Origin of the sequence: Halopenitus malekzadehii, assembly GCF_900108505.1 — an archaeon.
Taxonomy (GTDB): Archaea; Halobacteriota; Halobacteria; order Halobacteriales; family Haloferacaceae; genus Halopenitus; species Halopenitus malekzadehii.
The window spans coordinates 146944-163396 of sequence record NZ_FNWU01000001.1; the positions used below are offsets into that span (position 1 = coordinate 146944).

Below are 16453 nucleotides of genomic sequence, written 5' to 3' on the forward strand. Positions count from 1 at the left end.
CGCCTGGACGTCGACGGTACTCGTGAAAAACCGGAAAATCCGGTTTCGACGGGACGATCGGTCCGGGAACGAACCGGTCACGATGGGCTTTGCAGGCGTGTTACCCGACGTTCTTCTCCTCGTCGTCCCAGAACTCCTCGCGGAGCTCGTACTTCTGGATCTTTCCGGTCGAGGTCTGTGGGAGGGTTTCGCGGAACTCGACGCTCGTCGGGCACTTGTAGTGGGCCAGTCGCTCGCGGGTAAACTCGATCAGTTCGTCCTCGGTGAGGTCTGCTCCCTCCTGGGTCACGACCAGCGCCTTCGGCGTCTCGCCCCACTTCTCGTGGGGAACGCCGATGACTGCGGCGACCTGCACGTCGGGATGCTCGTAGATGACGTCCTGGACCTCGATCGTCGAGATGTTCTCCCCGCCGGAGATGATGACGTCCTTCTTCCGGTCGACGATCGTCAGCATCCGGTTCTCGTCCCAGGTCGCGATGTCGCCGGTGTGGAACCAGTCGTCGCGCCGGTCGTGGAACGCCCGGTGGGTCTCGTCAGGCTTGTTCCAGTAGCGGTCCAGCACCTGGTTGCCGCGGACGATGACCTCGCCTTGGGTCTCGTCGTCGGTCGGAACCGGATCGCCGTGTTGGTCAACGACGAGGATCTCCGTGTTGAGCGTCGCGAATCCGGGCTTGTTGATGATGTCGTATTTATCCCCTTGCTGGATCTTCCGTCGCGTGTTGCTCGTGGTCACGAGCGGTCCGGTCTCGGTGGCGCCGTAGGCGTGGATGATCCGCCAACCGAGTTCGTCCTCGACCTCGCGGATCGTGCTCTTCGGCGGCGGGCTCGCGGCCGTCTCGACGCGCACCGGCTTCTCGCCCGTCGACGGGACGTCGGCGTCCTCGTAGTAGTCCAAGAGCATGTTCAACACAGTCGGTGCGCCGCCGAGGTAGCTCACGTCGTGGTCGGCGATGCGCTCGAAGACGGTCTCGGGGTCGAACTGCTCGACGATGACGTGTTTGCCGCCGATGCCGGTGAGACCGTAGATGTGCCCCCAGCCGTTGATGTGGAACATCGGCGAGGTCCACAACAGCGTGTCGTCGTCCTCGAACTCGACGTGGTGGGAGTGGATCAGCGCGTGGTAGTGCTGGATCCGATGGGTGTGGACGACCCCTTTCGGGTTGCCGGTGGTGCCGCTGGTGTAGAGGATGGTCGCGTCGTCCTCCTCGGAGATGTCCGGACGGTCCGGCTGCTCCGGGGAGTGCTCGGCGAGCACGTCCTCGTAGCCGTGCCAGCCCTCGCCGGCGGCGTCGCCGTCGTAGGCGACCCACCGCTCGACCGAGGTTCCCGCCTCGGCGTCGGTCCCCTTGAGGTGGTCGACCTTCTCGGTGAAGCCCGTATGCGCGATCAGCACCGACGGGGCGCTGTCGTCGACGAGGTAGTCGTACTCGGTCGGCTGCAACCGGAAGTTGAGCGGCACGAACAGCGCACCGATCTGCATCGTCGCGTACAGCGTCTCGATGAACCGGTGGGAGTTCGGCGTCAGCAGCGCCACACGGTCGCCCTTCTCGACGCCCCACTCGAGCAGCGCGTTCGAGAGGCGATTGATGCGGTCGTTCAGCTCGTTATACGTGAACTCGGTCCCGTCCTCGGCGACGACGCCGACGTCGTCGCCGTAGAGCGTGACCGCCCGATCGAGATAGTCAGTCGTGAGTAGTGGTCGTTTCATGGGTGTCGTTCAGTGACGTGTGGTGGGTCGTGGTCGTCCAGCGCGTCGCGGTGTCCGCCTCGGTGTGGTCTCCGCCGGTGATTGCGGCGGTCGATCGCCACGTGAGTGTGACTCTCTGACGATGCCTTCGCCAACGGGATACCATATTTTACATAGTAATTTAAACTTTCGGGAATTCTTTCCAATCGATACGATCGGCTATCGATGGTGATCGACGTCGTCGGGATGGAGTCGGTCGCTCACCGCACGTTCACTCCGTCGAGAGGCGCCGATCGCCCACGACCAGGTCGGCGGCCGTATGCTCCCCGTTCTCGCCGTAGCGTGCCGTATACTCCATCAGCTGGAACAGCGTACCCGTCGGATTGCGGGGGGAGACGAACGCTTCGATCCACTCGTCGTACGCCGCCCGATCGACGATCTCGAAGCCGGCCGCTTCGAGCGTCGCCGTCATCGCGTCGATGTCGGCGACCTCGATCGTGACGTGATGGAGGCCGGGCCCGTGCCGGTCGAGGTAGTCGGTGAGGAACGACTCCTCGGCGACCGGCTCGATGAGTTCGATCCGGGAGCCTCCGCCCAGCTCGTAGTAGACCCAGCGGAACCGGTCCTCGACGACGTCGTCGACCAGCCGCCGACATCCCAAGGCCGTCAGCAGCGGCTCCGCCGACTCGACGTCCTCGACGGCGATTCCGACGTGGTCGACCCGCGCGCGTGGTGCGTCTTCACCCATAGGTCGTCATTGCCGTACACATTGTTAATTATTGCCGTCGATCGTTGTCGTCGCTTGCCGTCACCACTTGCCGTCACCACTCTCCGTCGCCGCTTGCCGTGTCGCGCACCGTTGCCACCTGCTGTCGTCGCCGCTCGTTGCCGTCGACGTCACTCACGATCCCGTTTCCGACGCGGCGTCGGACGGTGGAATTATTTACCACCCACAACATACATTGTGGTATGAATTACCACTCAGTATTTCGCATCCGGAATCGCCGGGGAGCGACGGTGGTCGATCGATGAGCGACGCCGACGAAACGGCCGACGGAACGGCCGGCTCGGAAGACGAACCCTCCGAAGCCGACGCCGCCGAGGATCCGACCGAAAGTTTCTCACCCGCCGGGCAACGTCACTCCCTACGTGAGATGACCGACACCGAACCCGAGTGGGACTTCAAGGAGCGCGACGTACTGATCCTCCGGGAGCTGGCTCGGGATCCGCAGCTGTCGGCCCGGGAGCTGACAGACGTCCTCGAGGCGGAACACGGGATCGACGTCTCCCACGTCACCGTGAGCAAGTCGATCCGGAACATGCGCGACGCGAACGTCTTCCGGGAGGCCATCCTGCCGAACGAGGCGTACTTCAGCTTCTCACTGTTCGAGTTCCAGTTCAACCCCGAACACTTCGAGGACGGCTGGCGCGACGCGATGGAGCACATCCGGGAGGACAAGAGCACGCTGTTCTACTTCCTCTGTGACGGCGCCTACCAGTGGCGCGCCGTGATGATGTTCCCGGATGGCGAGGCCGAGTCGAAGTGGATCCACGAGTTCTACAAGGAACACGGCAAGGTGATCAACAACCTCCGGAACCACGCGTTGACCAACGTCCTCAAGTTCGGCACCGATCCGGAGCTGTTCGAGAACATCACCGACGGTCAGCAGTGATCGGCGGTCGGTGTGCACTCGCCCGCCGGCAGTGCTCACCGTTCGGTGTCACGTCGTCGCGGAGAAACGCCGGGAGAGGGATTTGAACCCTCGATCCCGTGAGGGAACACGCTTTCCAGGCGTGCGCCTTGCCACTCGGCCATCCCGGCTCGATTCGTCCTACTGCCGTCCTACTGTTAAACCCTTCTGTTCGCACGCAGGCGGTACTCCACCGCGTAGGCGATCGCCGCGACGACGGCCGTGATCACGACCGCGATCACCGCCGCTCCACCCAGGCCGATCGGGAGGGCTTCTGCCCGAAACAGTCGATAGCCCTGAAACGCCGCGAGGAACGCCACCCCGCCGACGAGCCCCCACAGGATCGCCGACTTCACGCGGGCTGCGGTCGCAGTCGATTCCCCTGAGCCTGCGGACACCATCTACTCGCTGACGGCGATCGCCTCGATCTCGACGCCCACACCCTTCGGGAGCGCGCCCGCCTGCACCGCCGATCGGGCCGGCGGTTCCTCGTCGAAGTAGCCCGCATACACCTCGTTCATCGCCTCGAAGTCGTCGATATCGGCCAGGAAGACGGTCACTTTGAGCACGTCGCTCGGGTCCGCGCCAGCCGCCGACAACACCGCCGTGAGGTTCTCGAGGGCCCGTTCGGTCTGTGTCGCGATGTCGGCGTCCGCGAGCAACTCGCCGTCCGGCGTCATCGGGATCTGTCCGGCCGTGAACACGAGATCGCCGTTGCTCGTCGCCTGGCTGTACGCGCCGACCGCCGCCGGCGCCTCGTCGGTGTGTACGATATCCGTCATACTCGCCGATCGAGCGCTCGCGTATTTAAACACCCCGTCACGCAAGTACGCATCCCGTCACGCACCGATCCACCGCCTCACGCGAGCACGTCGACTTCGTAGCCGTCCGCCTCAAGGCTGGCGACGATCGCCGCCGCATGCTCGGCGTCGTGGGTCTCCATTTCGACCTCGAGTTCCGCGGCGTTGACCGCGACGTCCCGTGAGGTCCGGTCGTGGTGGACCGCATAGACGTTCGCGCCGTGTTCGGAGACGATGCCCGCCACGCGTTCCAACTCCCCGGGGCGGTCCTTCAGCGCCATCTTCACCTTCAGGTACCGGCCCATCTCGATGAGCCCGCGCATCACGACGGTCGTCAGCCGGTTCATGTCGATGTTGCCGCCACACAGCGCGGCCACGATCGTTTCCCCGTCCTCGTACTCGAACGCCTCCGCGAGGATCGCCGCAAGCGGCACGGCTCCCGCCCCTTCCACGAGAACCTTCGATCGCTCCAACAGCAGCGTGAGCGCGTGGGCGATCTCCGTGTCCGAGACCGTCACCACCTCGTCGACGCGTTCCTGGATGACCTCGAACGGCGTTTCGCCGACCGACCGCGTCGCGATCCCGTCGGCGATCGTGTCGACGCGATCGATGCTCTCCACGCGTCCGGACGCGAGCGACTGGGCGGCCGATGCCGCCCCCGCCGCCTGGACGCCGATGACGCGGACGTCGTCGAGTTTCCCCGCGATCGCCGTCGCGATCCCCGCGATGAGCCCGCCGCCCCCGATCGGCACGACCACGGTGTCGAGCTCGGGGCAGTCCTCGACGATCTCCAGGCCGATCGTTCCCTGACCGGCCATCACTGTCTCGTCATCGAAGGCGTGGACGTACGTCCGGTCCTCCGCGGCCTCGATCTCGTGGGCCCGTGCCTGCGCCTCCTCGTAATCGATCCCGTGGAGGACCACCTCTCCGCCGTACCCGCGCGTGGCCTTCACCTTCGAGACCGGTGCGTACTCGGGCATCACGATCGTCGAATCGACGTCCGCCCGCGTGGCCGCGAGCGCGACGCCTTGGGCGTGGTTGCCCGCGCTCGCGGTCACCACGCCGGCCTCCCGCTCCGTCGGCGAGAGGGTGGCGATCCGGTTTGCCGCGCCGCGGATCTTGAACGCGCCGGTTCGCTGAAACGTCTCCAGTTTGAGGTGGACGTCCGCCCCGGTCAGCTCGGAGAAGGTTCGGGACCGTTCGAGCGGGGTCCGCCGTGCGACCTCCTCGACGTGCGCGCGGGCGGCCTGGACGTCGGCAAGCGACAGCATCGTTTCCATCTGGCGTCCGCGACCGCTAATGGTTTCGGGTCCGATCGCCGGGACCGATACGGCCAGCGCGGCGCCGTATGGGGCGCCGGCTCGCCGTCGCGAACGCCGTCACTGCCGGAGTACGCTCGCGAACGCTATCGCTCCCGGGACAAGGGGTGGGGAAAGGGGGAATGCACGCGTGTGACGTGCATCTGTAGGATACATCCCCGGTCATAAAAAGGTCCGGCTGGCGGAGTGAAAGTGAAACAGCCCGAGAGGGGCTGCCCTTTTCCCGTTTCGACCGATCTCCCCAGTCTCGGCGTACCGCTCCATCCTCCTTTCGACGGGACACTCCCTCTTCCCGGCCGTGCGCTCCGACCGACGTCGGCGCTCTGACCGACGTCGGCGCTCTGACCGACGTTTCGTTTTAAGTTCTTCCTCGCCGTGTCCCCCGATATGGACTTGTCATCCGCCCTCACGAACGCCGTCGCGGTCTATCGGCGGCGCCCCGCGGACCTCCTGCCCTTCTACGTGCTCGGAGCCGCGATCCCGGTGATCACCCGTGCGCTCGTCGCCGCCGTGCTCGCCGTCGCCTACGTGTACCTCGAGGTGACCGGTCGGATCGCTCGGGTTCGGACGGCCCTCTCGGAGACGGATCTCGGATCGATGCCCGACCCGGAGGCCGACCCGGCGGCGTTCCAACAGTGGACGGACTCCCTCGGCGACGTGCTGCTGCCGCTTGCTGATCCCGTCGTCCTTGCGGCCCTCGTGGCGGCGGGAGTGGCCACCGTCGTCCTCACCGTTCTCCTCTCGGCGGGCGTCTCGGCCGGCCAATACGCCGTCTCCCTCGCCCGCCTCCGTGACGAGGGTGGTACCCTCGCGGGGATCGGCGGCGTTCGTTCGTACTGGCCGTCGATCCTCGGGCTCTCCCTGTTGGAGGTCGGGATCTGGCTTGCTGCCACCTTCGGCGCCGCGATCGCCATCACGGCCGCGTCGATCGTCCACCCGATCCTCGGCGTTCTCGCAGCGCTTGCGGCGCTGCTGGGCTGGACGGTCATCGTCATCTGTACTCGGGCGGTCTTCGCGTTCGCGCCGGTCGCGGTCGTCGTCGACGACGTCGGGGCCCTCGGCGGAGTCGATGCGGGACTTGCATACGTTCGGTCGAACCCCGGCGATGCCCTCGGGTATTACGCCGTGACGATCGCCACCCTGGTCGCGGTCACGTCGGCGGGGAGCGTGCTCGCGTTCTTCGAGGCGCCGAGCTCGCTCGGCCTCGCGACCCTGCTCGTGGTCGCACCGGGGCTCGACCTCGTGAAGACCGGCCTGTTCGGCCGGTGGCGCGGCACGATCGCTCCTCCCGACCCGCCGACCCGGTCACTCCGCGCGTCGATCCGTGCCGGCGTCGGCGGCAGCTGGCGCGCGATGACGGGGTTCGTTCGATCGACTCTCCTCACCCACGGCCTGGTCGTTGCGCTTGCCGTCGCGAGCTTCGTGCTCGGCTGGATCGCTGCCGGTCCGTTCGAGGAGATGGTCACGGCCTCGATCGTGGCGCGTCTCGAGGGGCATCTCCCGCCGGCCGCGGCGCTCGAGTTCTTCGCGAACAACTGGACGGTCGCGCTCGGGACCGCCTTCGCCGGCGTCGTTCTCGCGGTGCCGACCGTCGTCGCGATCTGGTTCAACGGCTTCGTCTTCGGGATCGTCTTCCGGCTCGAGGCGGATCTGCTCGAACTCGTCGGCTTCGTGGTTCCGCACGGACTCCTCGAGATCCCCGCGCTGGTCATCGCCGGCGCGGTGGGTCTCCATCTCGGCCGGTCGGGGTGGCGAACCTGGCGTGGGACCGCTCCCCGGATCGCCCTCGCTGACGACTTGGAGCGCGCGTTCCGCGTGCTCGTCGGCGTCGGGATGCTCCTGCTGGTCGCGGGGCTGATCGAGGGGTTCGTGAGCCCGTACTACTTCGAGTTCGTTCGGCCGGTCGTGGAGCCGATCGTCGCGGACGTACTTGCCTGATCGGTCGGATCCGGAAGCACCTTCCCCGGGTTCAAGATCCCGTTCGGATCGAACGTCTCCTTGACCGCACGCATCGCGTCCACGCCCGCCGTCCCGTGTTCCCGCTCGAGGAACTTCCGCTTGCCGCGCCCGATCCCGTGTTCGCCCGTTGCGGTCCCGCCCAGCTCGATCGCCCGATCGACGATCGCGGCGTGGGCGGCCCGCGCTTGCTCGACCTCCTCGGGATCGTCGGGGTCCGCAAAGACCCCGTAATGGAGGTTTCCGTCGCCGGCGTGGCCGAAACAGGGGATAAAGCGATCGTACTCCTCGGCCACCGATTGAACCGCCGCGATCATCTCGGGGTAGCGTCCGATCGGGACCGTCACGTCGCCGGAACCCTCCATCTCCCGATCCGGGTTGAACTCCTCGCTCGCGTAGGCGATCTCCTCGCGCGCCCGCCAGAGCTCGGCCATCTTCTCGCCGCCGGCGATCTCGAACGCCGCGACGTCGTGGGCCTCGACGATCGTCCGGCAGAACGCGATCTCCTCGTCGATCCCGTGGTTGGCGTGGAACTCGAGGAATGTCATCGGTCGCTCCGGCAGCTCGACGTCGGCGTAGGCGTTGACCATCCGCGCGGTCCGTTCGTCGATCAGCTCGAGCTTGGCGACGTCGACCCCGGAGGTGATCACGTCCGAGATCGCCTCGGTCGCGTCCGCGAGGGTTTCGAAGACCGCACGGCCACCCTTCACCTGTTCGGGCCGCCCGGCGAGTTCGAGCGTCGCTCGCGTGACGACGCCGAGCGTTCCCTCGCTCCCGACGAACAGTTCACACAGGTTGTACCCGCTCGAGGTCTTCGCCGCCTTGCTGCCGACCGTCACCACCGTGCCGTCCGCGCGTACGACCTCGAGCTCGAGTACCCAGTCGGCCACCTCCCCGTACTTCACCGTCTGCTGTCCGGAGGCGTCGGTGGCGATCATCCCGCCGATCGTCGATATCGACCCCGAGGAGGGCAGCGGCGGGAAGAACAGCCCGTTCCCGGCGACCGCCTCGTTGACGGCCTCGCCGATGACGCCCGGCTCGACGTCGATCTGCAGATCGGCGGGGCGAACCTCGAGGACCGCGTCCATCCGCGTCATGTCGAGGCTGATCCCGCCGTGGACGGGGGTGGCGTTCGCCTCCAGGCCGGTCCCGGCCGCATACGGCGTCACCGGGACGCCGCGGTCGTTGGCCGCCGAAAGTACCGCCGAGACGTCCGCGGTCGACTCCGGAAACACCACCGCGTCCGGCTCGACCGCCTGCGCCTCCCGCGTCCCGAAATCGCTCGCGTGCGTCCGCTTGTCGGACGGGCCGCGCGATACCTCCCCTTCGATGGCGAGGTCGTCGAGGAACGAGCAATCGTGTTGCATACACGGTTCGGGGCGGTGAGGGGGTTAAAACGCACCGCTGCGCGATCGGCGTTTCTGTCCGATCGGTGTTCACCGCTCGTCGATCGGAACGAAATCGGCGTCCGTTCGGCCGGTATACCGGGCTCGCGGTCGGATCAGGCGGTTGTCGCTCTGGTACTCCAGGATGTGGGCGATCCAGCCGCCGGCCCGCGCCATCGCGAAGATGGGGGTGTACATATCCGTGGGGATCCCGAGATGGTCGTAGACGGAGCCGGAGTAGAAGTCGACGTTCGGTGCGATCCCTTTCTCGACGAGCCCTTCGTCGGCGAGGTATCCCTCGATCGCGGTCGTGTAGTCGAGCCACGTCGTGTCTCCGCTCGCGTCGGAGAGGTCACGGAGGCGGGACTCGAGGATGTTCGCGCGGGGATCCTTCACCTGGTAGACTCGGTGGCCGTAGCCCGGGATGCGCCGACCATCGGCTCGGGCCTCTTTGGCCCACTCGACAGGATCGGCGCCCGCCTCGTCGATCTCCTCGAGCATCTCCATCACGTCCTCGTTGGCGCCGCCGTGGAGCGGCCCCGAGAGGGCGCCGATCCCGCCGATGACCGAGGAGTAGACGTCGGCCATCGTGGAGGCGATGACCATCGACGCGAAGGTCGACGCGTTGAGTCCGTGGTCGGCGTGTAGCGTCATCGCCATGTCGAACGTCTCCTCGGCGACGTCGTCCGGGCGGGTGCCGGTCAGCATGTACAGGAAGTTCCCGGCGTACCCGAGGTCGTCGTCCGGCTCGACCGGCTCCTTGCCGCGGCGGGCACGGTCGAACGCGGCGAGGATCGTCGGGATCTTCGCGGTGATGCGGCGACCCTGCCGGCGACCCACCGCGGCGTCGTCGGTGTCGGCGTCGGATTCGGGATCGTAGGTCGGCAGCAGCGAGACCGCCGTTCGGAGCGCGTCCATCGGGTCGGCGTCGGCGGCGGCCATATCCGCGACCGCGGTGAGAACGTCGTCATCGACGTGCTGGTCCGCCGTGAGCTTCTCCGTGAACGTCTCGAGCTCCGCACGCGTCGGCAGCTCGTCGTGCCACAGCAGGTACAGCACCTCCTCGAAGTCGGCACGCGTCGCGAGGTCCTCGATGTGGTAGCCGCGGTACAGAAGCGTCCCGTCGCTCCCGTCGATGTAGCTCAGATCCGACTCGGCGACGAGAACGCCCTCCAAACCGCGCTCCAGCTCGTTTGACATATGCGGACCCTTCCCGCCACCTCGAAAAAAGCGTTGCCGTTTCGGCGGCGTTCGTGACGTCGATCGTCGAACGCCAGCACGACGATCTCGGGCCGATCGGCGACGACGGCGCCGGTCAAACGACCCGATCCTCGACGCGACCATCCGGCTGAACGGTTCGATCAACCGGTGAAGTCGCTCGGATCACCCACGCGCGGGGACGACCGATATCGTTCGTTTCCGGTCGATCGCGTCCTCGAGTTCCTCGGCGATCGCCGAACCCCGAGACACCTGGATCTCCCCGCCCCGGCCGACGGTCGCGGTGAAGAGGTATTCGTCCTCTGCGCGCACCTCCACCGTCTCGCCGACGTCCTCCTCGACGGGGATCTCGACGTGTCGTGAGGTGATCTCCGGCTGGACGACCGCGCCGCGATCGCCGCCCATCGGGCCGGCGTCTCCCGCACCGGCGCCACTGGCGCTGCCGGCCGCACCCGACCCGCCCGCGCCGTCGCCCGGTCGCTCGTCGTGGGTGCGGACGTCGATGTCGATGCCCAGCCGGTTCTCGATGTCGGAGATCCGGCCCCCGCCCTTGCCGATCACGTAGGAGATGTCGTCCTCCTCGACGTAGACGATGGCGGTGTCACGGCCCTGCAACTCCACGTCGACGTGTCCCCGGGCGACAGACCGGATCTCGCGTTCGATCTCCTGTTTGGCGATGCGCGAGACGCCGCTCTCGCTCCCGCCATCGCCATCGGCGCCGATCGGCACCGTGACGACCTGCCGGTTGAACGTGTAGATCTCGTAGTCGGCGCGGCCGGTTTCGAAATCTCGAACACGGATGACCGGTCGCGCGAGGTCCTCGGCGGTGAGTCCCTCGGGGACCTTCACCTCGGTGTCGACGTCGTAGACCGTGTGCACGTGGCCGGCCTCGATGTAGACGACGGTGTCGACGATCTGCGGGATCATTCCGAGTTCGACGCGCCCGACCAATCGCTGGAGCGCGTCGATCGCCCGGGACGCGTGGACGACGCCGACCATTCCGACGCCGGCCATCCGCATGTCCGAGAAGACCTCGAAGTCGGCGGTCTTCCGAACCTCGTCGTAGATCGTGTAATCGGGCCGGACGAGCAGCAGGGAGTCGGCGGTGTTCGCCATATCGCCGCCGAGCGCGCCGTACTGGGTGATCTCCGGGCCGACCTGGAGGTCCCGTGGCTTCTCCATCGTCTTGACCGCGTAGTCGTTGTCGTTGAGGAACTCCGCGACCGCCTGTGCGAACGTCGACTTGCCGGCACCCGGCGAGCCGGAGATGAGCACCCCCCGTTTCGACTCGAGGAACCGCTCGCGGAGCTCGTCGGCGAACTCGTAGTCGTCGAGGTCGGTCTTGGCGATCGGCCGGACCGCGGTGATCTCGATCCCGTCCGCGAAGGGGGGGCGAGCGACGGCGATCCGGTAGTTCCGGTACTGGACGATGTCCATCCCCTCCTCGGAGAGCTCGACGAAGCCGTCGTTCGATCCCCGGGCCAGGTTGACGATCGCGGTCGCCCACTCGCCCATCCGGTCCTCGCTCGTCGGTTCCTCCTCGATGACCGCATAGCGCATCTCGCCCAGGGTCCCGCGTTTGGCCTTCGGCTTGGTCCCGGTCTTGAGGTGGACCGACATCGTCTCCTCGGTAAAGTAGTCGGCTATCGGCAGCTCCTCGACGACGCCGCGGGTAACCGGCTCAACATACTCGACGGCGATCCCCTTCGCCCGCGCGACCTCCGCCTGCACGACGTCGCTCGTCAGCAGGGCCGCGTCGTGGTCCTCGGCGACGTCCCGGATGATCGCGTCGACGTCGCCCTCGCTGGCGGCCCTCGTCTCGGTGGCGCTCGGGCGTCGACCGACGTACGACAGCGAGATCGTCCCCTCGTCGGCGAACTCGGCGAGCTGCTGGAGCTCCGAGAGGCCGTCCCAGCCGGGGTCGTGGCCGTCGTTCGCCTGCGACTCGAGCTCGCCGACCACGGCCTCCGGGACGAGGACCGTCGCTTCCTCGTAGGTGCCGTCCGCGACGCGTTCGGACACGCGGCCATCGATGACCGCACTGGTGTCCGGTACAACCTTCATACCGGTCCTGCGGGCGGGATCGGTATAAGGGTGTTCGACCGGCCGGCTGTAAGGGTGTTCGACCGGCCGGCTGTAAGGGTGTTCGACCGGCCGGCTGCTCGGGCAACGACGTCCTCCCGAACCGCTCACGATACAGTTGAACGTCGTTCAACGATCGGACGTTCTCGTGGACCGGCCACGAGGTCCACAATCTTGATTACCGGCTGGGGTCACAACCATCTAGAGCCACCGTGATCCCACTGACGGTCCTCAAGGCCGCGCTGATCTGTACGGTCGCGATCGGGATGGTGGGCGGACTGATCGCCTGGCGCGAGCGACCGACCCCGGGATCGGTCCCGCTGGCCGTCCTCCTGGCCGGCCAGTGCTGGTGGTCGGTCACGCTGTTGTTCCGGATCGACGCGGTCGGGATCGCCGCGAAAGGCTTCTGGGTCGACGTCTCCTGGGTCGGGATCGCGGTCATCCCTGTCGCCTGGTTGTTCTTCTCGCTCGAGTATTCGGGGTATCACGAGTACGTCCAGCCGCGATACGTCGCGGTGGCCTCGATCGTGCCCCTGTGTATCGCGGTCATCGGGGCGACGAACACTGCCCACGAGCTGATGTACGTCCACTCGACGCTGGTGGAGATCAACGGCGCGACGATGCTCGATCGGACGCCAGGTCCGTGGTTCTGGATCGCCGCCGGCTACACCTATCTCCTCGGGCTGCTCGGGACGATCCCGCTGCTCGAGTTGATCACGAGTGACGTTCTCGCGTTCCGTGCCCAGAGCCTCGCGCTCATCGTCGGGATCGTCGTGCCGTGGCTGACGAACGTGCTGTACCTCCTCGGGGCCCTGCCGACCTACGGCGTCGATCCCACGCCGATCGGCTTCGCCGTCTCCGGCGTCGCCTACCTCGGCGCACTCACCCGGTTTCGCCTGTTCGGGACGAACCCCGCGCCGATCCGGTACGCGCGGCGGCTGGCCTTCGACCGGATGGAGGAGGGCGCGATCGTCCTTGATTCGAACGGATACGTCGTCGAGCTGAACGACCGCGCCGCGACGTTCCTTCGGACCGATCCGGACGACATCCTGGGGCGAGCGTTCGCCGATGCGCTCCCACAGGTTGCCGGGATCGTCGACTGTGCCGGCCCGAACGACCGTATGGTGCTCGAGGCGGACGACGGCACCCGTGCCTACGACGTCTCGGCGTGTTCGATCGTCGACTACACCGGGCGCACGATCGGCCGGTCGATCACCCTTCACGACGTCAGTGCCCACCTGCGGCGTCAACGGCGGCTCACTGTGCTCAACAGGGTGTTCAGACACAACGTTCGAACAACCACGCAGCTCATTCTCGGCTGCGCGTCGGAGATCGACGATGACGCCGGTCGGATCGCCGACCGTATCGAGGGCCACGCGATGGCGATCGAGGAGCTCAGCGAGAAGGTCCGTCGGGCGATCGATCTCTTCGACCGCGATCGGGCCGACCGGCGCCCGCTTCCGTTGGACTCGATCCTGTGCGACGCGATCGACTCGGCGCGGGACGCCCGACCTGCCGTCTCGGTCGACTACGATGGCGTCCCCGACGATGTCTACGTCGACGAGCTGTTGACCGTCGTCTTCGAGGACCTGATCGAGAACGCCGCCGAACACAACACGACCGCCGATCCGGCGCCACGTATCCGGATCGACGTTCGCAGCGGGGAGCCGGAGGTGGACGTCGTCCGCGTCGTCGTCGCCGATAACGGCCCCGGCATCGACGACGAGGAACTCGCCGTCCTCGAGGAGGGAGCCGAGACGCCGTTGCGTCACGGGAGCGGGATCGGCCTCTCGCTTATCACGTGGGGTATCGACATCGTCGGCGGCCGGATCGAGTTCGCCGACGCCGACCCGACGGGAACGATCGCCACCGTCGAGGTTCCGATCCGATCGCGGCCCCCTTGACGGGCCACACGGTCTCTCCATCGCCGGGGTCGGCGTCGCCCGTCAAACCGGTCCGGAACCTGAGAGGTATCCCCCGTCGTTAATATCAACTGGTCGATATTTGCGGTCGGTATGGCATCCGAACCATCCACCCAGTCACGGCCGACTGGATCGACCGCGCTTTGGAACCGTTCGACCATCTCTCGGGCCCGCACCGTGCTCGAGCGCCTTCGAAACGCCCTGTTGTATAGCTCGACGTACCTCGCATTGGTCGCAGCCGCCGAGGTCGCGCTCGTGATGATCGTTCTCTCGCTTCCGGTGAACCTCTCGCCGCTCGTCGTCGGTCTCGTCACCTTTGCGGTGTACGTCAACGACCGGCTTGCCGATCTCGAGATCGACGAGGCGGTCGCACCGAACCGAACCGCCTTCGTTCGCCGTCACCAGCGTGTCCTGTACGTCGCCGGTGCGATCGCCTACGGCGTCGCCGTCGCGCTCGCCGTCTCGGGCGGTCCCCTCGCGTTCGGGCTGACGCTGCTGCCCGGCGCGTTCTGGGTGCTTTACGCGCTCGATTACTTCGCCGCACTCGGCAGCCAGATCCGGCGGCTCAAGGAGGTCCTGATCGTCAACTCCGCCGTCGTCGCCCTCGCCTGGTCCGTCACGATCGTCGGAATGCCGATGGCGTTCACGAACGCCCCGATCACCCCGACCGCCGGCGTCCTGTTCGGCTACCTGTTCCTCGCGACGTTCGTGAACACTGAGATCCCGAACGTTCCCGACGTGGAAAGCGACGCGGCCGCCGGGGTTTCGACGCTCCCGGTCGTCGTCGGCGTGCGTCGAACCCGGCAGTCGCTGTACGGCGTCGTGCTGCTCACGCTGGGGCTGATCGCGTACGCGGTCCTGCGGGGGCTGCTCGTGCCCGCGGCGGCGCTGGCGCTCCTCGCCGGTCTCGCCTGTCTGGTCACCACGATCGCCTTCCTCGGCCGGAGCGACGCCGAGCGACGGCTCGCGATCTCGGCGGAACTCTCCCGGGTTCCGGCTCTCGGCGTGCTCGTCCTCGTCACCGTCGGGCTCTAGTCGGCGGCGTCCGACGATCGACTCCGCCTTCGCTGCCCGTCCGCCGTCGCTACCCCTCCGTCTTCGCTGCCCGTCCATTTTTACCCTCCGTCGCCCGACCGTGGGGTATGACCGACTCCGCCGACGAACTGGTCGATCTCACGCGGCGGCTGGTCTCGATCCCGAGCCACGAGGACGAGACCGCGGCCGGCGACGCGGTCGAATCGTGGCTCCGGTCGGAGACGGACGCGGCCGTCGACCGCGATCCCGACGGGAACGTGATCGCCCGACGCAATCCCTGCGCGTCGACCAGCCTCGCGCTCGTGGGGCACCACGACGTCGTCCCGCCCGCGGATCGCCAGCGCGATGACGACGGCGCCTACACCATCGCGGAACGCGAGGGGCGTCTCCACGGCCGGGGGACCGCGGACATGAAGGGCGCACTCGCCGCCTGTCTGCTCGCGTTTCGCGACGCGACCGTTCCCGACGATCGCGAGCTCGTTTTCGCCTCCTTCGTCGGCGAGGAGGACGGCGGCGTCGGCGCCAGGGCGGCGATCGACCGCGGGTTCGGGCCCGACTTCGCGGTGGTTGCGGAGGGATCGACCGGCTACTCGGCGGCGCCGGATCAGCCCACCCACGTCGTCACGGACGTCGCGGTGGCCCACAAGGGTCGGCGCGGATCGACGCTGGTCGCCACCGGCGAATCGGCACACGCCTCCGAGACCGGGTCCGGCGAGAACGCGGTCTACCGGGCGTGTGATGCGGTCGATATCGTCAGGGACCTCCCTGCACCCGAAACGGCGGTGTTCGACGAGCACCTCGCCGGCTCGATCGCGGTCACCGGGATCGAGGGCGGAACGGCGATGAACGTGATCCCCGACCGGTGTACGGTCACCGTCGACGAGCGAACGGTCCCCGGCGAGCGCGCGCCCCTGGAGCGTGTCGAGACGATCGACGGGGTCGAGTGGACCGTCGATGGCGACCTGCCCCCGATGGCGTGTTCCCGCGCGGGCTTCGCCGATGCCGTGCTCGCCGCAGCCAGCGCGGCCCATCGAGCTGACGCCGGCGTCGCGGACGGGTCGGAACCCGGATCCCCGGACCACGTCGTGAAATCCCACGCGACGGATGCCGGCTGGCTCGCCGACGCCGGGACCGCCTGCGTCGTCTGTGGCCCCTCCGAACCCGGCGAGGCACACACCGAAACCGAGAGCGTCTCGATCGACGTCCTTCGCCGTTGTCGGCGGATCTATCACGGGATCGCGGAACGGGACGTTCCTGACGCCGAGTAGTTCGCTCGTCGCGATCCGGCCGTCGCCCCGGTCGCCTCGGCCGTCTCGGTCGTCCTGGTTACCTCGGTCGTCTCGACCGCTCGGTCGTCG

General features: G+C 67.3%; 13 protein-coding genes and 1 tRNA gene. 5 read left to right on the forward strand and 9 right to left on the reverse strand.

Annotation, left to right across the window (positions count from 1 at the left end; genetic code table 11):
• Positions 1–100 precede the first annotated feature (100 nt).
• Positions 101–1708, reverse strand: a complete 1608-nt coding sequence (locus BLW38_RS00745; protein WP_092812924.1) for a long-chain-fatty-acid--CoA ligase — start codon at positions 1706–1708, stop codon at positions 101–103.
• 250 nt (positions 1709–1958) lie between these two features.
• Positions 1959–2435, reverse strand: coding sequence for a VOC family protein (locus BLW38_RS00750; protein WP_092812927.1), 477 nt, complete (start codon positions 2433–2435; stop codon positions 1959–1961).
• Between the two features lie 406 nt (positions 2436–2841).
• Here BLW38_RS00750 and BLW38_RS00755 point away from each other — a divergent pair, with 406 nt between their 5' ends.
• Positions 2842–3360 carry a helix-turn-helix domain-containing protein gene (locus BLW38_RS00755; RefSeq protein ID WP_092815408.1) on the forward strand — a complete coding sequence of 173 codons (519 nt, stop codon included), beginning with the start codon at positions 2842–2844 and terminating at the stop codon, positions 3358–3360.
• Between the two features lie 67 nt (positions 3361–3427).
• Here the strand turns inward: BLW38_RS00755 and BLW38_RS00760 are convergent.
• The 4 genes from BLW38_RS00760 to ilvA form a co-directional block, all read right to left on the reverse strand.
• A tRNA-Ser gene (locus BLW38_RS00760) sits at positions 3428–3509 on the reverse strand.
• Between the two features lie 27 nt (positions 3510–3536).
• Complete coding sequence (locus BLW38_RS00765; protein ID WP_092812930.1) at positions 3537–3779, reverse strand: hypothetical protein; 243 nt, start codon at positions 3777–3779, stop codon at positions 3537–3539.
• The gene (locus tag BLW38_RS00770) at positions 3780–4160 is read right to left on the reverse strand and encodes a Rid family detoxifying hydrolase (protein ID WP_092812933.1); all 381 of its coding nucleotides are present in this window, start codon (positions 4158–4160) and stop codon (positions 3780–3782) included. It abuts the gene before it with no gap.
• A gap of 77 nt (positions 4161–4237) precedes the next feature.
• Positions 4238–5449: a threonine ammonia-lyase gene (ilvA, locus tag BLW38_RS00775; protein ID WP_092815411.1), complete on the reverse strand. Its 1212-nt coding sequence runs from the start codon at positions 5447–5449 to the stop codon at positions 4238–4240.
• A 435-nt stretch (positions 5450–5884) separates the two neighbouring features.
• Between ilvA and BLW38_RS00780 the strand changes: the two genes are divergently transcribed.
• Positions 5885–7435: a stage II sporulation protein M gene (locus BLW38_RS00780; RefSeq protein ID WP_092812936.1), complete on the forward strand. Its 1551-nt coding sequence runs from the start codon at positions 5885–5887 to the stop codon at positions 7433–7435.
• Here the strand turns inward: BLW38_RS00780 and BLW38_RS00785 are convergent.
• From BLW38_RS00785 to BLW38_RS00795, 3 genes are all read right to left on the reverse strand, one after another.
• Entirely contained in the window at positions 7378–8820 is a 1443-nt protein-coding gene (locus BLW38_RS00785; RefSeq protein WP_092812939.1) for an FAD-binding oxidoreductase, read from the reverse strand. The genes BLW38_RS00780 and BLW38_RS00785 overlap by 58 nt on opposite strands.
• 69 nt (positions 8821–8889) lie before the next feature.
• Positions 8890–10038, reverse strand: a complete 1149-nt coding sequence (gene citZ / locus BLW38_RS00790; RefSeq protein WP_092812942.1) for a citrate synthase — start codon at positions 10036–10038, stop codon at positions 8890–8892.
• 183 nt (positions 10039–10221) lie between these two features.
• Positions 10222–12120 (reverse strand): PINc/VapC family ATPase, encoded by a 1899-nt coding sequence (locus BLW38_RS00795; protein WP_092812945.1) that lies wholly within the window; start codon positions 12118–12120, stop codon positions 10222–10224.
• Between the two features lie 230 nt (positions 12121–12350).
• Here BLW38_RS00795 and BLW38_RS00800 point away from each other — a divergent pair, with 230 nt between their 5' ends.
• The 3 genes from BLW38_RS00800 to BLW38_RS00810 all read left to right on the forward strand — a co-directional run bounded on the left by BLW38_RS00800 (position 12351) and on the right by BLW38_RS00810 (position 16363).
• Positions 12351–14042 (forward strand): histidine kinase N-terminal 7TM domain-containing protein, encoded by a 1692-nt coding sequence (locus BLW38_RS00800; RefSeq protein ID WP_092812948.1) that lies wholly within the window; start codon positions 12351–12353, stop codon positions 14040–14042.
• 111 nt (positions 14043–14153) lie between these two features.
• Positions 14154–15095: a UbiA family prenyltransferase gene (locus BLW38_RS00805; RefSeq protein WP_092812951.1), complete on the forward strand. Its 942-nt coding sequence runs from the start codon at positions 14154–14156 to the stop codon at positions 15093–15095.
• Positions 15096–15202: 107 nt separating this feature from the next.
• On the forward strand, positions 15203–16363 hold the full coding sequence (locus BLW38_RS00810; RefSeq protein ID WP_092812954.1) for a M20 family metallopeptidase: 1161 nt from the start codon (positions 15203–15205) through the stop codon (positions 16361–16363).
• Positions 16364–16453 lie beyond the last annotated feature (90 nt).

Coding starts and splice junctions, on each gene's coding strand:
- BLW38_RS00770 (WP_092812933.1), bottom strand. CDS start 4,160: ATGACGGATATCGTACACACCGACGAGGCGCCGGCGGCGGTCGGCGCG.
- BLW38_RS00780 (WP_092812936.1), top strand. CDS start 5,885: ATGGACTTGTCATCCGCCCTCACGAACGCCGTCGCGGTCTATCGGCGG.
- BLW38_RS00745 (WP_092812924.1), bottom strand. CDS start 1,708: ATGAAACGACCACTACTCACGACTGACTATCTCGATCGGGCGGTCACG.
- citZ (WP_092812942.1), bottom strand. CDS start 10,038: ATGTCAAACGAGCTGGAGCGCGGTTTGGAGGGCGTTCTCGTCGCCGAG.
- BLW38_RS00795 (WP_092812945.1), bottom strand. CDS start 12,120: ATGAAGGTTGTACCGGACACCAGTGCGGTCATCGATGGCCGCGTGTCC.
- BLW38_RS00765 (WP_092812930.1), bottom strand. CDS start 3,779: ATGGTGTCCGCAGGCTCAGGGGAATCGACTGCGACCGCAGCCCGCGTG.
- BLW38_RS00805 (WP_092812951.1), top strand. CDS start 14,154: ATGGCATCCGAACCATCCACCCAGTCACGGCCGACTGGATCGACCGCG.
- BLW38_RS00750 (WP_092812927.1), bottom strand. CDS start 2,435: ATGGGTGAAGACGCACCACGCGCGCGGGTCGACCACGTCGGAATCGCC.
- BLW38_RS00810 (WP_092812954.1), top strand. CDS start 15,203: ATGACCGACTCCGCCGACGAACTGGTCGATCTCACGCGGCGGCTGGTC.
- BLW38_RS00785 (WP_092812939.1), bottom strand. CDS start 8,820: ATGCAACACGATTGCTCGTTCCTCGACGACCTCGCCATCGAAGGGGAG.
- ilvA (WP_092815411.1), bottom strand. CDS start 5,449: ATGCTGTCGCTTGCCGACGTCCAGGCCGCCCGCGCGCACGTCGAGGAG.
- BLW38_RS00755 (WP_092815408.1), top strand. CDS start 2,842: ATGACCGACACCGAACCCGAGTGGGACTTCAAGGAGCGCGACGTACTG.